This is a genomic window from Thermobifida halotolerans, assembly GCF_003574835.2.
Lineage (GTDB): Bacteria > Actinomycetota > Actinomycetes > Streptosporangiales > Streptosporangiaceae > Thermobifida > Thermobifida halotolerans.
This window is the reverse complement of record NZ_CP063196.1, coordinates 3670723-3690592: the sequence shown is the minus strand read 5'-3', so window position 1 is coordinate 3690592 and position 19870 is coordinate 3670723. Positions and strand designations below refer to the sequence as shown.

General features: G+C 72.0%; 16 protein-coding genes and 1 tRNA gene. 8 read left to right on the top strand and 9 right to left on the bottom strand.

Features of this window, described 5'->3' with window-relative positions:
- Nucleotide 1: 1 nt before the first annotated feature.
- Both NI17_RS16515 and NI17_RS16510 read right to left on the bottom strand, forming a co-directional pair.
- Entirely contained in the window at nucleotides 2-907 is a 906-nt protein-coding gene (locus tag NI17_RS16515; RefSeq protein WP_119267926.1) for an RNA polymerase sigma-70 factor, read from the bottom strand.
- Between the two features lie 116 nt (nucleotides 908-1023).
- A complete protein-coding gene (locus tag NI17_RS16510; protein ID WP_068688215.1) occupies nucleotides 1024-1779 on the bottom strand; it encodes a MerR family transcriptional regulator in 756 nt (251 codons plus the stop codon).
- Nucleotides 1780-1949: 170 nt separating this feature from the next.
- On the opposite strand from NI17_RS16510, the gene NI17_RS16505 reads away from it, so the two are divergent.
- Entirely contained in the window at nucleotides 1950-2666 is a 717-nt protein-coding gene (locus tag NI17_RS16505; RefSeq protein WP_119267925.1) for a GNAT family N-acetyltransferase, read from the top strand.
- Between the two features lie 93 nt (nucleotides 2667-2759).
- Here the strand turns inward: NI17_RS16505 and NI17_RS16500 are convergent, their stop codons facing one another.
- The 5 genes from NI17_RS16500 to NI17_RS16480 all read right to left on the bottom strand — a co-directional run bounded on the left by NI17_RS16500 (nucleotide 2760) and on the right by NI17_RS16480 (nucleotide 8142).
- Nucleotides 2760-3278 (bottom strand): hypothetical protein, encoded by a 519-nt coding sequence (locus NI17_RS16500; RefSeq protein ID WP_068688218.1) that lies wholly within the window; start codon nucleotides 3276-3278, stop codon nucleotides 2760-2762.
- 300 nt (nucleotides 3279-3578) lie between these two features.
- Nucleotides 3579-4241, bottom strand: a complete 663-nt coding sequence (locus NI17_RS16495) for an SDR family oxidoreductase (protein ID WP_068688220.1) — start codon at nucleotides 4239-4241, stop codon at nucleotides 3579-3581.
- Nucleotides 4242-4309: 68 nt separating this feature from the next.
- Nucleotides 4310-4948 (bottom strand): phosphatase PAP2 family protein, encoded by a 639-nt coding sequence (locus tag NI17_RS16490; protein WP_199859931.1) that lies wholly within the window; start codon nucleotides 4946-4948, stop codon nucleotides 4310-4312.
- Between the two features lie 286 nt (nucleotides 4949-5234).
- Entirely contained in the window at nucleotides 5235-6299 is a 1065-nt protein-coding gene (locus NI17_RS16485) for a 2-oxoacid:ferredoxin oxidoreductase subunit beta (RefSeq protein WP_068688224.1), read from the bottom strand.
- Nucleotides 6289-8142, bottom strand: coding sequence for a 2-oxoacid:acceptor oxidoreductase subunit alpha (locus tag NI17_RS16480; protein ID WP_068688226.1), 1854 nt, complete (start codon nucleotides 8140-8142; stop codon nucleotides 6289-6291). The genes NI17_RS16485 and NI17_RS16480 overlap by 11 nt, the downstream gene beginning before the upstream one ends.
- Before the next feature lie 561 nt (nucleotides 8143-8703).
- On the opposite strand from NI17_RS16480, the gene NI17_RS16475 reads away from it, so the two are divergent.
- Nucleotides 8704-9567 carry a M48 family metalloprotease gene (locus NI17_RS16475; RefSeq protein ID WP_199859938.1) on the top strand — a complete coding sequence of 288 codons (864 nt, stop codon included), beginning with the start codon at nucleotides 8704-8706 and terminating at the stop codon, nucleotides 9565-9567.
- Between the two features lie 125 nt (nucleotides 9568-9692).
- On the opposite strand, the gene NI17_RS16470 is transcribed toward NI17_RS16475, so the two are convergent.
- The gene (locus NI17_RS16470; RefSeq protein ID WP_068688228.1) at nucleotides 9693-10190 is read right to left on the bottom strand and encodes a YajQ family cyclic di-GMP-binding protein; all 498 of its coding nucleotides are present in this window, start codon (nucleotides 10188-10190) and stop codon (nucleotides 9693-9695) included.
- Nucleotides 10191-10426: 236 nt separating this feature from the next.
- On the opposite strand from NI17_RS16470, the gene NI17_RS16465 reads away from it, so the two are divergent.
- Nucleotides 10427-10508: transfer RNA gene (locus NI17_RS16465), tRNA-Tyr, on the top strand.
- An 81-nt stretch (nucleotides 10509-10589) separates the two neighbouring features.
- Here NI17_RS16465 and NI17_RS16460 read toward each other — a convergent pair.
- A complete protein-coding gene (locus tag NI17_RS16460; protein WP_068688230.1) occupies nucleotides 10590-11510 on the bottom strand; it encodes an SDR family NAD(P)-dependent oxidoreductase in 921 nt (306 codons plus the stop codon).
- Nucleotides 11511-11618: 108 nt separating this feature from the next.
- Here NI17_RS16460 and NI17_RS16455 point away from each other — a divergent pair, with 108 nt between their 5' ends.
- The 5 genes from NI17_RS16455 (at nucleotide 11619) to NI17_RS16435 (ending at nucleotide 19819) form a co-directional block, all read left to right on the top strand.
- Nucleotides 11619-12236 carry a TetR family transcriptional regulator gene (locus NI17_RS16455; RefSeq protein ID WP_199859932.1) on the top strand — a complete coding sequence of 206 codons (618 nt, stop codon included), beginning with the start codon at nucleotides 11619-11621 and terminating at the stop codon, nucleotides 12234-12236.
- Nucleotides 12237-12360: 124 nt separating this feature from the next.
- A complete protein-coding gene (locus NI17_RS16450) occupies nucleotides 12361-13080 on the top strand; it encodes a nuclear transport factor 2 family protein (protein WP_234401658.1) in 720 nt (239 codons plus the stop codon).
- Nucleotides 13081-13275: 195 nt separating this feature from the next.
- Nucleotides 13276-14028 (top strand): DUF2397 family protein, encoded by a 753-nt coding sequence (locus tag NI17_RS16445; RefSeq protein WP_084012408.1) that lies wholly within the window; start codon nucleotides 13276-13278, stop codon nucleotides 14026-14028.
- A 66-nt stretch (nucleotides 14029-14094) separates the two neighbouring features.
- Nucleotides 14095-15303: a TIGR02678 family protein gene (locus NI17_RS16440; RefSeq protein WP_068688234.1), complete on the top strand. Its 1209-nt coding sequence runs from the start codon at nucleotides 14095-14097 to the stop codon at nucleotides 15301-15303.
- 163 nt (nucleotides 15304-15466) lie between these two features.
- Entirely contained in the window at nucleotides 15467-19819 is a 4353-nt protein-coding gene (locus NI17_RS16435) for a TIGR02680 family protein (protein ID WP_243597528.1), read from the top strand.
- The last annotated feature ends 51 nt before the right edge of the window (nucleotides 19820-19870 follow it).

Below are 19870 nucleotides of genomic sequence, written 5' to 3'. Positions count from 1 at the left end.
GTCACCGGGACGGATCGGGCAGCCGCAGATGTGACATCTTCTCCGGGTTGGTGATGAGGTAGACCGTCTGGATTCGCCCGGCCGCGACCACCGGCGATATCACGGTGATCGGCTGGCCCGCGGCCGTGACCACGACCGCGGGCCAGCCGTTGACCTCGGTGATCGCGACTCCGAGCGCGTCGGGGGCCGCGCCGAGCGGTTCCAGTGCCCGGCGCAGGTTCCGCTCGCTGGTGATCGAGAGGAAGAACCGGGAGACTCTGTCGGCTCCGGTGATCACCCGCAGCGGCGCCTTGCCCCTGCCGCCGCCGTCGCCGACCAGGGTGACGTCGTGGGCGAGCAGTCCGGTCAGACCGTCCAGATCGCCGGTGAGGCACGCGGCGGCGAACCGCTCGGTGAGCTGCCGCCGCCGCGTCCGGTCCGCGTCGAACCGGGGCTTGCGCTCGTGGACGTGGTCGCGGGCCCGGCGGGCGAGCTGCCGGACGGCCGCCTCCGACCGCCCCACCGCCCGCGCGATCTCCGCGTGGGGCAGGTCGAACGCCTCCCTCAGCACGAACACCGCGCGTTCCAGCGGGGAGAGCGTCTCCAGAACCACCAGCAGCGCCAACTCCACCGACTCGACGAGTTCGGCGCGCTCGGCGGCGTCCGGCTCGGTGCTGACCGGCTCGGGAAGCCACGGACCCACGTAGGACTCCCGGCGCGCCGCCGCCTGCCGCAGCCGGTCGATCGCCAGCCGGGAGACCACCCTGATCAGGTAGGCCCTGGGTTCGGCCACGTCCGCGGCGTCCACGGCGGACCAGCGCAGCCACGCCTCCTGGACCACGTCCTCGGCGTCGGCCGCGCTGCCCAGGATCCGGTAGGCCACCCCGGTGAGGAGGCCACGGTGCTGTTCGAAGATCTCAACGCTCACACCTGTCAGGACGCACCGCGCGCCCGCCGGTGTGACACGCCGGGCCACGCCGGTCGGCGCCGTCCGATCCGCGGCCCCCGCCCACCTGACCCGCGGGCGGGGGCCGCTCATCCGGTTCAGGACGCGGAGGAGTCGATCGCCCGCTGGACGTAGGCGATCATGTCGGACGTCGGGCCGCCGTACTGCTCGGCGATCCCGTCGCCGCGCTCCTGGTACATCCGGTGCAGGGAGTCGCGCACGCCCTCGTCGCCGCCGTGGAACATCTCCACCAGTTCCGTCCACCGTGTGGCCAGCGCCCGCACCTTCGGGTCGGCCGGGTCGGTGCCCGCCGCCATCTCGGAGCGCACCTCGGCGATGAGCCGCGGCCACTCGGCCTCGACCGCGGCGACGGCCTCGTCGCCGAGCTCCCGGCGGCGCCGCTCCAGGTAGGCGAGCTGCTCCCCGGTGTAGTGGTTGCGGATGGTCTCTTCCATCGTGGTCACCTCTTCCATCAGACCGAGGAGGTCGTCGGAACGCAGTCCGCGCGCCGAGCGTGCGGCAGCCGCCAGGGCGGTGAGCCTGTCGCGCAGCGACCGGAGCGCGGCCAGTCTCCGGTCGACGTGCGCCAGGTGGTCGCCCAGCAGTTCGGCCAGGTCGACGTCCCCGGCCAGCACGGTGCCGATCGCCTCCAGCGGCAGACCCAGCTCGCGCAGCGCCACCACCTGGTAGAGCCGTCGCACGTCGGCCTCGCCGTAGAGCCGGTGCCCCGCCGGGGTGCGGGCCGACGGCCGCAGCACTCCCACGTGTTCGTAGTGGTGCAGCGTGCGCACGGTCAGCCCGGTCAGCCGGGCCAGTTCGCCGACCTTCCAGAACCGTCCGCCGCGCTCACGCATCTCTTCCTCCTCGCACCGCCCCACCCCGGGGCGGCGGAAACGACGCTAGGACCTGACGCGACGTCAGGTGCAAGCCGGAAAACACCGGGAATCCCGCCCCTCGGTCCCCGCGCCCGCGGACGAGAGGCTAGGCTGCGGAAGGCAGGTCGGTTCCATCACGGAGACGGGCAATGCCGGAAAGCTACGCGGCCAACACCGCCGCGCTGTGGATCGCGCTGGGCCACACCCACACCGAGGTTCTCCACGACAGTCCCGAACTGGTGGTCCTCAGCCAACCGCGGCTCGGTCTCGTCCGCGTCGTCACGCGCCGACCACTGCGCGAACTCCCCGCCGCCGCCCGCGCCTTCCTCGACGCCAAGGCGGGACTGGTCGACGACCCCTTCGGCACGCTCCACCCGCCCGGGAGCACGGGAGTCCGCACGGTCCGGCGGCCGATCATGGCCAGACCGCCGATGCCGGTCCGCCGAGCACCGGAGAAAGCGGACCTGGAGTTCCTCCGGGTCACCGGTCCGGAGGAACTGCGCGAGGCCGAGAACGTCATCGTCCACGGATTCCCCCACCTCGACCTGTGGCCGCCCGTTCCGGGACGGCTGCTGCCCGCCGACGCGCTCGCCGTGCCCGGTCTGCGGGTGTGGCTGGTCCGCAGGCAACGGGTCCCGGCCGCGGCGTGTTGCACCTACGACGACGGCGCCACGGTGGGAGTCCACTGGCTGGTCACCCTCCCCGAACAGCGGGGACGCGGAATCGCGCGGCTTCTGCTGAGCCGTGCGCTCGCCGACCGCCCGGACCGGGGGGCGGTCGCGGCCGCCAGTCCCGAGGGGCTGGCGGTGGGCGCTGACCTCGGTTTCGACAAGGTGTCCGAGGCCCGCTGGCACACGTGGCGGTGAGACCGCGCGGCACCGGCCGGGAGCCGGTCCGGCCGCCCGAACACGGCGGCCTCCGCGCCCACGGGGGCCGGAGGCCGTTCGACTGTCAGGACCTCACCACTGCTGCTGGCCGTAGCCGGGATAGGGCTGCTGGCCGTAACCGGGGTAGGGTTGCTGCCCGTAGCCCTGCTGCTGGCCGTAACCGGGGTAGGGCTGCTGCCCGTAGCCCTGCTGCGGGTCGTACTGCTGCCCCTGCGGGTACTGGTAGTTGTTGGCGTAGGGGTCCTGCTGGTAGGGCTGCTGCTGGCCGGTGTGCGGCTGCGGCTGGGGCTGCTGCTCGGCCTCGGCCTTCTTCTCCTCGGCCCCTTCGGGCTCGCTGCCGGGGGCGGGACGGAAGACGCAGAGTTGGGCGGGTTCACCGTTGGCGTCCTGGGTGTAGGAGATCTGCTCCAGACGCCAACCGGCCTCCTCGATGCCCTCGAGGATGCGGGTCAGGCCCGGCCGGACGCTGCTGGAGGGCTCGTCGTAGGTGTTGACGCGCAGTTGCACCACGAACATCCTGCGTTTCTGCTGAGCTGCGACCTTGGCGTGCTCGACGACGGTGCTGTCCCTGACGACCTGTGTGACGCTCATCTGTAACCGTACCCATCTGCCCTTGACGAGCGCTGTCGAGCGCTGCTGTCATCCGCGCCTGTCGCGGAGAAGACCCGTGGGCCATCTCCACCATGATGCCCTCTTTGCCCCTTTAGAGCCACCGGGGGCCGAGAGAGTTTGCCGTGGGAGGACACGAATCGGCGCACATTCCCCGGCGACTCGGCGCGCCGCCGGGTGCGTGCGGGGCACGCGCCCGGACCCCCGGCTCCGTGGTGGAGCGCGCCGACCGCGCGTCGGCGGGGCGGGGAGGTCCACGGCGCGGCCCCGCGACCGTGTTCGCTAACCGCCGACGGCGGCCACCGCGTCACTGATCGGGGTGTCCCCGCTGACCAGGTCCAGAACGTGGCCGACGGTGGCCGGAGCGTCCAGTAGGGCCACGAGCACCGCGGCGACGTCGTCCCGGGGGACCGGTCCCCTCTCCACCTTGGGCGCGAGCCGGACCCTCCCGGTTCCCGGCTCGTCGGTCAGCCGCCCCGGGCGCAGAATCGTCCAGTCCAGTTGCTCGCCGCGGCTCCGCAGGTCGTCGTCGGCGGCCTTCTTCGCGTTGACATAGGCCGCCCACACCGGGTCGGCGTCGGGCGGGGGCCCCTCGTCCACCCCGATCGCCGACACCATCAGGTAGCGGCGCACCCCCGCCAGCGAGGCCGCGTCGGCCAGCAGGACCGCGGCGGCGTGGTCCACGGTCCCCTTGCGCGCGGCTCCGCTGCCGGGACCGGCTCCGGCGGCGAACACGACCGCGTCCGCGCCCATCACCTTCTCGGTCAACTGGGTGACGGTGGTCGTCTCCAGGTCGACGACCACGGGTTCGGCTCCGGCCGCACGCAGGTCGTCGGCATGGTCGGGGTTGCGGATGAGGCCCACGGGGGAGTCGCCGCGCGCGGCCAGCAGCCGCTCCAGACGCAGGGCGATCTTGCCGTGTCCTCCGGCGATGACGATACGCATAACCGAAGGGTAACGCCTGATGCCCGACAGTCCTGTGAGATCCCCGGACCGTCGCGGACCGGACGGGTTCAGGGACGGACCGGGAGATCCCAGCGGCGCACCGCCGCGGGCAGGAACGTCCAGGCCAGCAGGGTCAACGCGAGCACGCACACGCCCAGGCTCGCCCCGGCGGCGATGTCGCTGAGCCAGTGCACGCCCAGCAGCGGACGGCTCAGCGCGGTGCTCGCCGCGACGGCGACCGCCGCGACCCACGCCACGCCGCGCCAGACCCCCCGCAGCAGCGGCAGAACCGCGAGCAGCAGCACCCCCGCGCCGACGACGGCCATCAGCGCGTGACCGGAGGGGAAGGAGGGGCCCACGCCCACGGAGACCGGATCGGCGAACTCGGGTCGGGGGCGCGCCACGGTGAGCTTGGTGACCAGCCCGGCCAGATTCGCGGTGAACACCGCCGTGCACGCCCACAGGGCGGTGACGAAGAGGCGGCGCACCGCCAGCCAGGCGGCGGTCAGCAGGCAGACGATCCGCATCGACCAGGTGCCGAACGCCTCCGTCCACAACTGGAGTCCGTGCGCCAGTTCCGGGCGGGGGCGCACCCACGTGTACGACCGTTCCGCGACGGCGGAGTCCAGGGACAGCAGCGGACCCCAGCCTCCGACAACCAGCGCGACCAGGGAGAGGAACGGGACCGCGGCCGCGGTCGCCACCACGGCCAGCGTGCCTCTGGCGTCCGGGAGGGGGCGGGCGCCGCCTCCCGGACGGGTCGGTGGAGGAGCGACGGGTGCGGGAACGGAGGAACGGCGGAAGAAGGTGGTCACAAATGACAGAGGTTAACGTTTCCTTCCTTGTCCGGAGGCGAAGAAGGAAACGTTTCATGAATATTTGTCATCGCGTGTGCCCGGAATCCGACCGGTGCCGTGTGGAGGCGGGGCGGGCACCGCAACGGGCGCGCACCCGACTCGGTGCGCGCCCGTGGGGACCGTTTCGGACCCGTTGCTAGCCGACGGTCCAGGTGTCGTTGCCGGCGAGGAGTTCGGCCAGGTCACCGGGGCCCTGTGACTGCTCGGCCAGGGCGACCTGGTCGCTCATGGCCTGGTCGTAGGTGGGCCGGTCCACGTTGCGGAACACACCGACGGGCACGTGCGCGAACGCGGGCTCGTCCAGTCGGGACAGCGCGAAGGCGTAGGCCGGGTCGTCGCGGTGGGCGTCGTGGACCACCAGCCGGTCCTCGCCCACCTCGGCCACGTCGGCGACGGCCAGCTCGCCGTAGTCGCCGAACACCACGCCCCGGTCCTCACCGAGCGTCAGCGGCTGGCCGTGTTCCAGGCGCAGCAGCCGCATGTCCCGCTCGCCCGGCTCCTTGACCGGCGCGAACGCGTCGTCGTTGAAGATCGGGCAGTTCTGGTAGATCTCCACGAAGGACGCGCCCGGGTGGTCGGCGGCGGCGCGCAGCACCCCGGTCAGGTGCTTGCGGTCCGAGTCCACGGTGCGCGCCACGAACGTGGCGCCGGCGCCCAGCGCGAGCGAGACCGGGTTGAAGGGGGTGTCCAGCGAGCCCATGGGCGAGGACTTGGTGACCTTGCCCGTCTCGGAGGTGGGGGAGTACTGGCCCTTGGTCAACCCGTAGATCCGGTTGTTGAACATCAGGATGTTGAGGTTGACGTTGCGGCGCAGCGCGTGGACGAGGTGGTTGCCGCCGATCGACAGCGCGTCCCCGTCCCCGGTGACCACCCACACGCTCAGGTCCGGACGGGAGGCCGCCAGACCCGTGGCGATCGCGGGCGCACGCCCGTGGATCGAGTGCATGCCGTAGGTGGACAGGTAGTACGGGAACCGGGAGGAGCAGCCGATGCCGGAGATGACCACGATGTTCTCGCGCGGCACCCCCAACTCGGGCAGGAAGCCCTGGAAGGCCGAGAGGATGGCGTAGTCCCCGCAGCCGGGGCACCAGCGCACCTCCTGGTCGGACTTGAAGTCCTTCATCTTGTACTGGGTGGTGCTCGCGGGCACCAGGCTCAGGCCGCGGAACGCGGACCCGTTGCTGTTGTTCTCACTCGGCACGGTCGATGACCTCCTGCAACACACCCGCCAGTTCCTCGGACTTGAACGGCAGGCCACGCACCTTGGTGTAGCTGATGACGTCGACCAGGAAGCGGCCGCGCAGCAGCAGGGCCAACTGGCCGAGGTTGATCTCGGGCACCACCACCCGCTCGTAGCGGCGCAGCACCTCCTCCAGGTTGGCCGGGAACGGGTTGAGATGCCGCAGGTGGGCGTGTGCCACTCTGCCGCCCGCCCGGCGGATCTGGCGCACCGCCGTGGCGATCGACCCGTAGGTGCCGCCCCAGCCCAGCGCGAGCACGTCCGCGTCACCGGTCGGGTCGTCCACCTCCAGCGGCTCGATGTCGGCGGCGATGCCGTCGACCTTGGCCTGCCGGGTGCGCACCATCAGGTCGTGGTTGGCCGGGGCGTAGGAGATCTCACCGGTCCGGTTGCTCTTCTCGATGCCGCCGATGCGGTGCTCCAGCCCGGGCGTGCCCGGCACCGCCCACGGGCGCGCCAGCGTCTGCGCGTCCCGCAGGTACGGCAGGAACTCGCCGTCGTCGCCGTTGGGCCGGTGCGCGAACTCCACCTCCAGGTCGGGCAGTTCGGCCACGTCCGGAATCCGCCACGGCTCGGAGCCGTTGGCCAGGTACCCGTCGGACAGGAGGATGACGGGGGTGCGGTACTTGGTGGCGATGCGCGCGGCCTCGACCGCGATGGTGAAGCAGTCCGACGGCGAACGCGGCGCCAGCACCGGCAGCGGCGACTCGCCGTTGCGGCCGAACATCGCCATCAGCAGGTCGGCCTGCTCGGTCTTGGTGGGCAGACCGGTGGAGGGGCCGCCGCGCTGCACGTCGATGACCACCAGCGGCAGCTCGGTCATCACCGCCAGGCCGATGGTCTCGGCCTTGAGCGCCATGCCCGGACCCGAGGTGGTGGTCACGCCCAGCGCCCCTCCGAAGGAGGCGCCCAGCGCGGCTCCCACGCCGGCGATCTCGTCCTCGGCCTGGAACGTGCGCACCCCGAACCGCTTGTGCTTGGACAGCTCGTGCAGGATGTCGGAGGCCGGGGTGATCGGGTAGGAGCCCAGGAACAACGGGAGCCCGGTGAGTCGGGAGGCGGCGATCAGCCCGTAGGACAGGGCGAGGTTGCCGGTGATGTTGCGGTAGCGGCCCGAGGGCAGCGCGGCCGGCTTGACCTCGTAGGAGACCGCGAAGTCCTCGGTGGTCTCGCCGAAGTTCCAGCCCGCCTTGAACGCCGCGATGTTGGCGGCCATGATCTCGGGCTTCTTGGCGAACTTGGTCCGCAGGAAGTCGAGGGTGCCCTCGGTGGGACGGTTGTACATCCACGACAGCAGTCCCAGCGCGAACATGTTCTTGGCGCGCTCGGCGTCCTTCTTGGAGATGTCGAAGGACTCCAGCGCCTTGACCGTCAGCGAGGTCAACGGCACCGGGCTGACCTTGTAGTCGGCCAGCGACCCGTCCTCCAGCGGACTGGCGGCGTAGCCGACCTTGCCCAGGGCGCGCTTGGTGAACTCGTCGGTGTTGACGATGATCGTGGCGCCCTTGGGCATGTCCTCCAGGTTCGCCTTCAGCGCGGCCGGGTTCATCGCCACCAGCACGTTCGGGGCGTCGCCCGGGGTCATGATGTCGTGGTCGGCGAAGTGCAGCTGGAAGCTGGACACGCCGGGCAGCGTCCCGGCGGGGGCACGGATCTCCGCCGGGAAGTTCGGCAGTGTGGACAGGTCGTTGCCGAAGGACGCGGTTTCCTGGGTGAACCGATCACCGGTCAACTGCATGCCGTCGCCGGAGTCCCCGGCGAAGCGGATGATGACACGGTCGAGTTGTTGGATCTCTTTGGGCACTGAGATCGCCGACCTCCTAGTGAAGTCGCCACGCGGAACGCGGCGGCTTGGGGTTTGCCTCAGTCTCGCCGTGGCGAGGGGTGGCTGGTCCGCCACGGCGTCAGTCGCTGTTCCAAGGTGCTCTCACCCTAGTGCGGCGGTCGGCGGCCATGCCGTAGCCGCACTCGCCTTCAGACTTCGTTGAAGAAGCCTACGCGTATCCGAAACAGGAACATGCCGGAAGGGTCGGGGTGGGAGACCGCGGGCCGGGTCGCCGGGAGCGGTCCCGAGAACCGGTCGCGGTCTCAGGGCGGACACAGCCCGCCGTTGATCCGGAGCAGGTCCACATGTCGCCGTCTGACGGGTGTGAACCCTCCGGAGGGGATCCTGGTAGCGGAAATCACAGTCGCACTATAGATGACTATGGTTCGCACAGTTTGGGAGGGGTGGACGTGGGAGACGCGCCGCGCGGAGGTGAGGTTCCTCGCCTCCTCCGGGGAACGCACAGGCCTGGCCCGGACGTTGGTCACGGTGAACTGAGCGGGCAGGTCAAGACCATGCGGGCACGGAGGGGGAGTGATCGTGCGGCACAACGCGTTCCGTGCGGTGGCGCTCGTGGCCGGTCTTTCCATGCTGGTGATCGTCCTGGGGTGGGCGTGCGGCGGGATCATCGGACTCAAGCTGGCCGTGGTCACCGTCATCGTTGTCAACGGCCTCGTCTATCTGTTCGGCGACACCATGACGTTGCGTGCGATGCACGCCCGTCCCGTCAGTGAGATCGAGCGGCCCGGCCTGTACCGGATCGTCCGGGAACTCGCCACCGAGGCGCGCCAGCCCATGCCCCGGCTGTACCTGTCGCCCACGGTCGCGCCCAACGCCTTCACCACCGGGTGGAGCCGCCGACGCGCCACCCTGTGCTGCACCACCGGGCTGCTCGCGCTGCTCGACGAACGCGAACTGCGCGGCGTCATCGCGCACGAACTGACCCACCTGCGCAGGGGCGACACCATCGTGGGCACGGTGGCCGCGATGCTCGCGCTGAGCATCACGTCCCTCACCGCGCTGTCCCTCCTGCTGCCCCTGGCCGACTCCGAGGACGAGGACGGTCAGGGCCTGCTGGAGGGACTGATCTTCCTGGCGGTCGGCCCCCTCGCCGCGATGGTCATCCGCTCCGCCGTCGGCCGGGCGCGCGAGTTCGACGCGGACGAGGCCGCGGCCCGCCTCACCGGGGACCCGACCGGTCTGGCCAACGCCCTGCGCCGGATCGAGGTCACGGCCCGCACCCATCCGCTGCCCGCCCACCGGGGGCTGCTCACCTCGGGGCACCTGATGATCGCCAACCCGTTCGCCGACCAGCGGGCGGGACGGCTCTTCGCCGTCCATCCGCCCACCCGCGAGCGCGTCCGGCGCCTGCAGGCCCTGGCCGAACGGTGGCGCCGCGACTGATCCGGCCTCCCCGGGGCCGGGGAACCGGTGAGAGCCGAGGGCCTGGCGAGAGGAACTCCGGGGCACGGGCCGACGGCGGGGCACTCCTGGACGCCCTCCGCCCGGGGCCGGGACGGCCCGGACCCCTACCGGAAGTTCACGAACTGCAGTGCCACGTCCAGGTCGCTGTTCTTCAGCATGGTGATGACCGCCTGGAGGTCGTCCTTCTTCTTGGAGCTGACCCGCAGTTCGTCGCCCTGGATCTGCGCCTTGACGCCCTTGGGGAACTCGTCCCGGATCATCTTGGAGATCTTCTTGGCGTTCTCGGAGCTGATGCCCTCCTTGAGCGCGATCGGCAGGCGGTACTCCTTGCCCGACACCCTCGGTTCGTCGGGAGCGTCCAGAACCTTCAGGGAGACGCCCCGCTTGACCAGCTTGTCCTTGAACACGTCGAGCGCGGCCTTGGCGCGCTCCTCGGAGGTCGACTTGATCTCCACCGCGTGTTCGCCGGACCAGGAGATGGTCGAGCCCGTCCCCTTGAAGTCGAAGCGCTGGGACAGTTCCCGGCCGGTCTGGTTGACCGCGTTGTCCACCTCCTGCCGGTCGAGTTTGGAGACGATGTCGAAGCTGGATTCGGCAGCCACGTGTGCTCGCACCCCCGAGGTGTGTTGGGCCGGGGCCGCCTGGTGCGGCCCCGGACGGCGATCGGTCGGTGGCCGGGGCGGCGCGCCGCCCCGGCCACAGCAGTGACAGAGCTTAGCCCGCCGGAGGTCCGAACACCGTGGGGCGCGGGGCGTGGGGCGCGGGTATTCGATTTCGTGTCTGCGCCGCTGTCCGCTATCCTCGTTCATGCGCGAGGCGAAAGGCGAGCGCGCCACCAGGCAGGTTGCCCGAGCGGCCAAAGGGAGCAGACTGTAAATCTGCCGGCTCAGCCTACGTAGGTTCGAACCCTACACCTGCCACACCTCACAGAAGCGGCCTCCACCGGGGAAAACCCGGTGGAGGCCGCTTCTTTGCGCTCCGCCGCTCCCGTCCGGGGCCGTTCAGACCCGCACGCCGGTCAGCTCCTCTGAGGCGCGCCACAGCTCGGCCGCGCGCTCCTGGTCGTAGGACTCCGGGGAGCTGGGCTGCTGCCGCCTGAGCACGAAGTAGCCGCCGGTCACCTCGGCCGGTTCGGGGGAGTCCACCAGCCAGGCCAGGGCGGAGGCCGCGTCCTCCACCGAGTACGCGCGGGACAGCAGACGGATCATCACCGGGGCCAGCGCCAGGTAGATCCGCCGCAGCAGCGGCGGATAGTCGCGGGACAGGCCGGTCTGCGGCATCAGCCCCGGGTCGAAGGCGTTGGCGGTGATCCGCCGCTCGCCCAGGCGACGGGCCAGCTCGTAGGTGGTGTAGACGTTGGCGAGCTTGGAGGTGGCGTAGCGCTGCCGACCGCCCTTCGGGGAGCCGTCCACGGGGGAGCGCTCGGGGTCGGCGAGCCGGATCGGATCCGCCCACACCGGCCCGGGGAAGCCGTAGCTGTGCTCCGGGCCGAGGTGGGTGTTGCTGGCGACGAACACCACGCGCCCCGGTTCGGCGATGTGGTCGAGCAGCAGTCGGACCAGCAGGAAATGGCCCAGGTGGTTGGTGGCGAAGGTCAGTTCGTGGCCGTCGGCGGACCTCCGGATGCCGTCGACCACCTGGACCCCCGCGTTGCAGACCACGGCGTGCAGCGGCGGCCGGTCCGCCGACGCGAGTCGCGGCGCCGCCGATCTCACCGAGGCCAGGGAGGCGAGGTCCATCTCGAGGACCTCCAGGCTCGCGTCGGGGTGCCGACCGCGGATCCACGCCGCGGCGTCCGCTCCCCGCTGTACGTCGCGGCAGCCCAGCACCACGTGCCAGCCCGCTTTGGCCAAGTCGGCCGCGGCGTGCCTGCCGAGGCCGGACGACGCGCCGGTGACGAGCACGGATCTGGTCGCGTTCATCTGTCTTCCGCCTTTCCGCGCGGCGTACCGCGCACCAATGTGGAACTCAGTACCAAAAGGTACTAGGTTCCACGAAATAGGGGAAGTGGGCCCGGTTACCCTGGGCACGTGGCAGAAGTGGACGAGCGCAGCGGTCTCTCACTCCGCGCACGAAAACAGCTCCGCACCAGGGACGCGATCGTCGAGGCGGCCATGGGCCTGTTCGCCGAGCGCGGCTTCGAGGCGGTCACGGTGAACGAGATCGCCGAACGCGCCGAGGTCGGACGCACCACCTTCTTCCGGTACTTCACCGACAAGCAGGAGGTTCTCTTCGCCGAGGACGGAGTGCTGCTGGACGCGCTCACCGCGGAGATCGAACGGGCCGCCTCCCCCCTGGCCCCCATCGGTGACTCGCTGGAGGACTCCCTCGCCGTCGCCCACGCGGGCGTGCGGGAGGTCGCGGCGCGCATCGCCCGGTCGGAGTGGAAGAGCGTGCGCGAGCGGCTGATCCGGGACAACCCCGCGCTGACCGCGCGCAACCTGCTGAAGGAACAGCGCTACGTCCAGACCGCCACCGACCTGCTCACCCGGTACGGAGCCACCCCCGAGACCGCGACCCTCGCCGTGGGGACGGCCGTGGCGTGCTACCGCACGGCGCTGGTCGCCGCGGAGAGCGGCCGGACCGGCCTCACAGAGGCCATGGAAGCGGCCTTCCGCCGGATCACCGCCGCGCGCCCCACCGGGTGAGGCCGACCGGAGCGCACCCGAAGACTTCACGCGGAGATGACTCCGGCTTGGGTTACTCCGGGGGCCCGCCGTGTGCAGGCTGACCTATGAGGGGAACCACCGGGACCCCGGTTTGGAGGCAGCCGTGACTCTTCAGGAAGAGATCAGCCGCGCCATTGAAAGCCGCGACGTCGACGCGATACTCGCCAGGTTCGACAACGACGCCGACTACGTGCTCATCGACCAGACCCGGCCGCCGAGCGAACCGCTGGCACTGCACGGCCGCGACGCCATAGGCAGGTCGCTGCGCGACATCTTCGCCCAGGACATGCGCCACGAGGTCCAGCAGTTCGTCGTCCAGGGCGACCACGCCGCCTACGTCGAGAGGTGCACCTACCCCGACGACTCCAAGGTCATGGTCATGTCCATGCTCGACCTGCGCAGCGGCAGGATCGTGCGGCAGTCCAGCGTCCAGGCCTGGGACGAGAGCGGGACCGCCACTCCGCCGCGCACCCAGAAGCGGACCTTCGCCGACGCCGACGAGGTCCGCACCTTCGAGAAGGGCCGCGTGGAACTGCTCCGGATGAACGGAAACGACGTCTCCCGCGCCGTCTTCGAGCCGGGCTGGCGCTGGTCGCAGCACGTGAAGCCGATCGCGGGCACCGACCTGTGCACCTACACCCACTTCTGCTACATCCTCTCCGGCACGCTCGGCATCCGGATGGCCGACGGAAGCGAGTTCGAGGCCGCGCAGGGCGAGACGATCCGGATCGCGCCCGGACACGACGCCTGGGTGGTCGGCGAGCAGACCGTCGTCCTCCTCGACTGGGAGACCTCGGGAGACTACGCCAAGGACCGCGACTGACGGCGCCCGCTCGGTCGCCGCCGCTTCCCGGCGGCGACCGGACCCGGCCCGGTGCGCACCGGTTCCCAAGACTTCCACTCCCGGTGAATCGGCAGCTCACAACCTGGATTTCGGACAGGAGCGAGCCAGATCTCAGCGGATTCGGGACGCAACAGTAGCGGGATGTCTCTAGTCTGCTGAGGTGTGGGTGACTCAGTGATCCGGGAGTCGGAGAGCCGACGTGCGGAGACGCCGCACGGCCGGGCCGCCGTGCTCAGGCTGGCGTCCTGGTTCGAGCAGGCCGACACCGCCACCGCGCACCGGTTGTACACCGCCGCGTTCGCCCTCTACCCGGCCAGGCACCTGGGCGGAAGCACCGAGGACGCCGTCGCGGCGGCGGCCAGTTGGTGGGACACCCCCGCGGCCGACACCTCGACGGCGCGTCCCGGCGGCCACGGCTCGCTCGCCGCGGTGGAGGACCACAGCGCACAGCAGGCGCGGCTGCGCGACACGGCCGAGGCCGCCGCCCACTGGCGGCGCTCCGCCGCCGAGGAGGTGCGCTCCCTGCTGGCCGCACCGACCCCCCGCACCGGCCGTCTCGCCATGGCCGAAGCCGCGCTGGGCGTCCTCATGGAACTCCTCACCCGCGCCCTCGGCTCCGGTGACGCGACCGCCGGCCCGGTCAGCGCGGGAGACCTCGAACTCGACATCCGCCTGCACGTGCGCCATGATCCCGGCGCCGTACTCGTCATCGGAGAGGACGGCGGCGATCTCACCCTCAACGGGCTGCGGCTGCGCGCCACCTCCTACGCCCAGGTCGACCTCGACCGGTCGGAGACCGAGGACCGGGACGGGGCGGAGGAGACCGAGGACCGGGACGGGTCCGAGGACCGGGACGATCGGGACGGGGCGGAGGAGACCGACACGGAGACGGACGGGACGCCGGACACCACCGCCCCCCAGGCGTAGCGGCCCCGCTCCCGACCGTCCGCAAGCCCACCCAACACGCACCAGTCAGGAAGGTGACGCCAGACCGTGGCGGCCAAGGAGGACATCGCTCTCACCATCGAGCGCCAGGCCGCGGCCCGTCGACTGCTGACGGACCCGCTCATCACCGCGCGGAGCCACCCCGAGGACTTCGCGCTCGTCCACGCCCACTCCGACTGGCTCATCCGGCGCTTCCAGCGCGTCCTCGGCTACGAACTGGTCGTCGCCGACGACCACGCCAGGCTCGTCAAGACCGGCCTGGTCCACACGGTCGCCACCCCGCTGCACCGGGACAGCGGCGCACCGTTCACCCCCCGCGCCTACACCTATCTGACCCTGACCCTCGCAGCCCTCGCCGACGCCGACCCCCGCACCACCGTCGCCGAGCTCGCCTCCGGAGTGCGCGCCGCGGCCCGGGACGCCGGACTCGACATCGACCCCCGCAGCCGCCTCGGGGAGCGCCGCGCCTTCGTCGCCGGGCTCACCAGGCTCGTCGCCTGGGGCGCGCTCACCGAGACCAGCGGCAGCCTGGCCGACTACGCCACGGACGGAACCCGCGAGGTCGCCCTGGACGTCGACCACGGGGTCGCCGCGCACGTGCTCGCCCGCGCACCGCACTCCACCACCACCCCGGAGGACTTCATCGACCTCACCCAGAGCGACGCCGTCTCCTCCGACGCCCGCGCGGTCGAACTCACCCTGCGTCGCCTCCTCGCCGAGACCGCCGTCATCTACCGCACGGAACTCGACACCGCCCACCGCGCCCGACTCGCCGGACACCAGTGGCGGGCCGCGGCCGAACTCGCCGAACTGCTCGGCTGCGACACCGAGGTCCGGGCCGAGGGCGTGGCCCTGATCATGCCCGGCGACACCGCGGCCGACGCCCGAGGAGCGGAGCAGCCCGCGACCTTCCCCGGCCCCGGCCCCGTCGGCCAGGCCGCCCTGACCCTGCTGTCCCGCCTCGCCACCATGCTCGCCCCACCGTCCTTCAGCCACGCCGTCCCGATCCCCGCCGAGCTGCTCGACGCCGAACTCGCCTCGGTCGTCGACGACGACACCCGGCAGTGGTCGCGCACCGTCCTCAGCCACGTCCCCGACCCCGACGACCTCGCCGCACGTGTCCTGCAACTGCTCCGCGACAGCCGTCTGCTGGACCGCGTCGCCGTGGACGCGGACCACCCGACGGCGGGCTGGCGGCTCCTCGCCGCCGCCGCGCGCTACCGCGACTCGGCGTTCCCCCGGAGCGGCGCGGAATGAGCGGACAACTCCCCCCGGACGGGCCCAGCGCGTCACTCGTCCACAGCACGGACAAGAGCCTCCCCAACACCTCGCCGATCCGGGACAATGGCACCACCCCCGGCGCACCGACCGTCCGGCGCGGTGGGCACCAGCACGAGCGGTACGGAGCGGAGGACGGCCGATGAACCGACAGGACACGACCCTCCCCAAGCGCTACCGGCTCGAACGCGCCGGAATCCACAACGTCTGGCAGTACGACGACCACGTCTTCGAGTTCGCCGACGGACGCCTGCTGCTGCGCGGACGCAACGGAGCGGGCAAGTCCAAGGCGCTGGAGATGCTGCTGCCCTTCCTCCTCGACGGCGACGCCCGCCGCCTCGACACCACCGGGACCAGCCGCACCAGCCTGCGCTGGCTGATGCTCGAGGGACGCACCGCCACCGAGACCGGCGACACCGCCACCGCCGAGGCGGGCGACACCAGCCTGGGCTACCTGTGGGTCGAGTTCGTCCGACGCGGCGAGGAGGGCCGACCGCAGCGGCGCACCCTCGGCGCCGCCGTCATCGCCGTGCCCGACCATCCCGAGGCGCGCGCGGTGTTCTTCGTCACAGACCGCCGTGTCGGCGACGACCTGGTCCTCGTCGACGGCGACCGCCCCCTGTCGGTGGAACGCCTCCGCGCCGCCGTCGGCCCCGACAACTGCTACGACACCGCGCTCGGCTACCGCACCCGGGTCATGCGCGACCTGTTCGGCCTCAACGACCCCATGCGGTACCGCAACCTCGTCCACCTGCTCTACCGACTGCGCCGTCCCACCGTCGGCGAACGCCTCGAAGCGGGCGAACTCGTGTCCGTGCTCTCCGAGGCGCTGCCGCCCATGGACGACGCCATCCTCGACGAGGTCGCCCGCAACATCACCGACCTGGAGGGCGCCCGCGCCCGGCTGGCCGCCCTGCGCACCGCACAGGAGCACGCCACCGCCTTCCTCGGCGACTACCGCGGCTACCTGCACGGTGTTCTGCGCGAGCAGGCGGAGACCGTGCGTGCCCAGATCACCGCCTTCGAGGAGCGCGACACCGAACTCGCCCGACTCGAGTCCGAACTCGACTCCCTGGTCTCCGCCGAGAGCAGCGCCCAGGAGGAACGCGACCGCCTGCGCCGCAGCCGCGACACCGCCGAGTCCGACGCCGCGACACTGAGCGCGGGCGCGGCGCAGACCGCGGACGGGCCCACCGGAGCCGAACGCGAGGCCCGCCACGCCGCCGTGTCGGCCTACATCCGGGCCGCCGAGGCCGCCTGGGTCGCCGGCGAGTACGCCCGCACCGCCGAGGCCCAGGCCCGCCGCCGCCTCGCCACCGACACCGCGGCCGTCGAACGCGGCATCGGCAGCCTGCGCCGCCTCCACATCGGCCTGCGCGACGCCGCACGCGCCTCCGGAATCGACCCCGCCACCCTGGGCGAGGTCCCGCAGACCGTCCGCGTCACCCTCGCCCCGCGCGAGAGCACCACCCAGGTGAACCTCGAGGGGCTCGAACAGGCCGTCGAGCGCCCGCCCGTGCCCGGGATCGAGGTCACCGCCCTGCGCAGGAGGCTCGCCGAACTGCACGACCGGCTCGGCCGTGCCGACGCCGCCGCGGCCGAACGCGAGGCCACCGTCGCCGACCTCTACCGGCGAGCGCTGGAACTCGAGACGGCCGAACGCCGCGAAGCCGACCTCAACAGCGAGGCGGAGTGGGCCGACAACCACGTCGAACGCGCCCGTGAACGCGAGCACGCCGCCATCGAGAAGGTCCGCGAGGCCAGCACCGACTACGCCGCCGACGTGCGCGAATGGTGCAACGCACTGCGCGCCGCGGCACCCGACGCCGACATCGACGCCGCCCTGGACGCCCTGGAGGAGAGCGTCGAGCCCCCACTCGACGACGACTTCCGGGTCCTGCCCTCGGCCCTGCCCGAAACCGTCGCCCGCGACGCCCACGCCATCGTCGAGCCACTGCTGGACCGGGTACGCGAGGCACGGGACGCGGCCATCGGTGAGGAACGCGACCTCGCCGCCGAACTCGACGAGCTCGCCGAGCGCCGCGCCGACGACGCCGCGCCCGTCACCGCGCCCCGCCCCGCCTGGGCCACCGCGCCGCGCGACCCCGACGCCGGAGTCCCCCTGTACCTCGCGGTCGACTTCACCGACCACCTCTCCTCCGAGGAGCGTGCCGGACTCGAAGCGGCCCTGGAGGCGTCCGGCCTCCTCTCCGGACTCATCACCCCCGACGGCACCGTCGTCGACCACAACACCCGCGACCTGCTGCTCAGCCCCGCCGAACCACTGCGCGGCCGCACCCTCCTGGACGTCCTCGTCCCACTCGAACAGTCCGACGCCCCGAAGATCAGCCGCAGCACCGTCGTCGCCATCCTCTCCTCCGTCCGGCTCCACGCCGACCAGGAGGACGACCAGCAGCCCCAGTCCGAGACCTCCTGGTTCCACAGCACCACCGGCCCCCGCCGCCGCCCGGAGAACTACGTCTCCCTCGACGGACGCTGGCGGCTCGGTGTCGCCCACGGATCCCACCACAAGGCCGCCGCCGAGTACATCGGCGAGGCGGCCCGCGCCCAGGCCCTGGAGCGCCACCGGGCCAAGGCGGAGCGGCGCATCGAGATGGCCGAGGCGCTGCTCGCCGAGGCCCAGGAGCGCCGCGCGGGAATCGACAACCGGCACGAGAGCCTGCTGCGGATCAACCGCTCCGTGCCCTCGGGCGCCGAACTCGTCGCGGCCTGGGCGGTCCTCGACGACGCCCGCGCCTGGCTCGCCGCCGCCGTCCGCGACCACACCGCGGCCCGCGCCGCCGCCGACGCCGCCCGCACCACGGCGCTCGCCCAACGCGCCGCCCTCGTCGAACCCGCGCTGGAACACCGCCTGCCCGCCCACTACGAGGAACTCGCCAAGATCCGCGGCTCCCTGGGCATGCTCCGCGTGCAGATCTCCGCCGCCCACCGCGACCTCGAAATCCTCGCGGGCCGCCTGGAGGACTACCGGCAGCACGTCGCCGACTGGCAACGCGCCCGCGAGGCCCGCGTCGTCGCGGAGGACGCGGCCGGCGCCGCCATCAACGACATGATCACCGTCCGCCGCGAGACCGAGCTCACCGACCGGGCCCGCGTCGCCGACCCGGCCCAGGTCGAGACCGCCGTCGCCCAGGTGCGCGCCCGCGCCCGCGCGGTCGACGAGGCCCTGCCCGCACTCGAACGCGACGCCCAGCGGGCCCGCGACGAGCGGGTCGCGGCGGAGACCCGGCACGGCGCCGCCACCGTCGAACGGGCCGAGCAGGCCCGCCGCGCCCTGGCCGCCGGAGCCCGCCTGCGGGCCGTGCTCGCCGCCCCGTCCGGAGAGGTCGACCGGGGGCTGCTCGCCGCGGCCGGGCTTCTCGACCTCGCCGCGCCCGGAGGACCCGTCGCCGCCTACGACGAGACGGAGAGCGACCCCGAACACGGCGACGAACTGACCAAACGCGTCAGGAACCTCGACGCCCTGGTCACCGCGGTCGAGGCCGGGCTCGACCCCGCCGACTCCGACATCGACGACAGCGGAATCCTGCGCAGCCACGAGGAGCTGCACCGCGGCCTGGCCGCCGCCCCCGCCCTCGGCGCCCGGACCGAGCTCGCCGAGCCCGCGGGCGTCAAGCGGGTCACCATCCACGACGACCACGGCGCGCACGACATCGTCGACTACGCCGAACGGCTGCGCGAGGCCATCGCCGAGGCCGAGGAGACCGCGGCCGTGCGCGAGGAGGAGGCCTACGAACGGCATCTCCTCGGTGAACTCGCCGGGCACCTGTCCCGCCAGATCGACGAGGCGCGGGAACTCATCGCCGCCATGAACAGCGTCCTGGGCGAGGTCACCACCTCCCAGGGGCTGGGGGTCCGCCTGGACTGGACACTCGCCCCCGACGCCGACGAGGACATCCACGCGGTGGTGCCGCTGCTGAGCCGCCCCGCCGAGAAGCGCACCCGGGTCGAGACCACCCGCCTGCGCGACGCCCTGCGCCGCTGCATCGAGGCGATCCGCCGCCTCGATCCCACCGCCACCGGAGGGGCACAGTTGCGTGCCGCCCTGGACTACCGCTCCTGGTTCGCCTTCACCGTCTACGTCACCGACGCCGCGCATCCCGAACGCGAACGCCGTCTCACCCACCGCACCGCCCTCAGCCAGGGGGAGCAGCGGGTCATCGCCTACCTGGTGCTGTTCGCCGCCGCGGCGGCCCAGTTCAGCGCGCTGGCGCTGGACGCGCCGCAGACCCCCCGACTCATCCTGCTCGACGACGCCTTCGCCAAGGTCGACGAACCCACCCACGGTCGGCTCCTCGGCATGCTCGTCGAACTCGACCTCGACTTCGTGCTCACCTCCGAACGCGTCTGGGGATGCTTCCCGAGCGTTCCCCGGCTCAACATCTACGAGTGTCTGCGCGACCCCGCCGAACCCGGGATCGCCACCCTGCACTTCACCTGGGACGGCAACCGACGCCGCCTCAACGGAGTGTGATATCGGCCACGTCTGTTGTCGATCGGGGCAGCGGGAGGGCCGTGGCGGCGG

Bases quoted from the DNA above. Each gene is read 5' to 3' on its own strand.
- NI17_RS16510 (WP_068688215.1), bottom strand. From the start codon at position 1,779: ATGCGTGAGCGCGGCGGACGGTTCTGGAAGGTCGGCGAACTGGCCCGG.
- NI17_RS16505 (WP_119267925.1), top strand. From the start codon at position 1,950: ATGCCGGAAAGCTACGCGGCCAACACCGCCGCGCTGTGGATCGCGCTG.
- NI17_RS16500 (WP_068688218.1), bottom strand. From the start codon at position 3,278: ATGAGCGTCACACAGGTCGTCAGGGACAGCACCGTCGTCGAGCACGCC.
- NI17_RS16495 (WP_068688220.1), bottom strand. From the start codon at position 4,241: ATGCGTATCGTCATCGCCGGAGGACACGGCAAGATCGCCCTGCGTCTG.
- NI17_RS16460 (WP_068688230.1), bottom strand. From the start codon at position 11,510: ATGAACGCGACCAGATCCGTGCTCGTCACCGGCGCGTCGTCCGGCCTC.
- NI17_RS16435 (WP_243597528.1), top strand. From the start codon at position 15,467: ATGAACCGACAGGACACGACCCTCCCCAAGCGCTACCGGCTCGAACGC.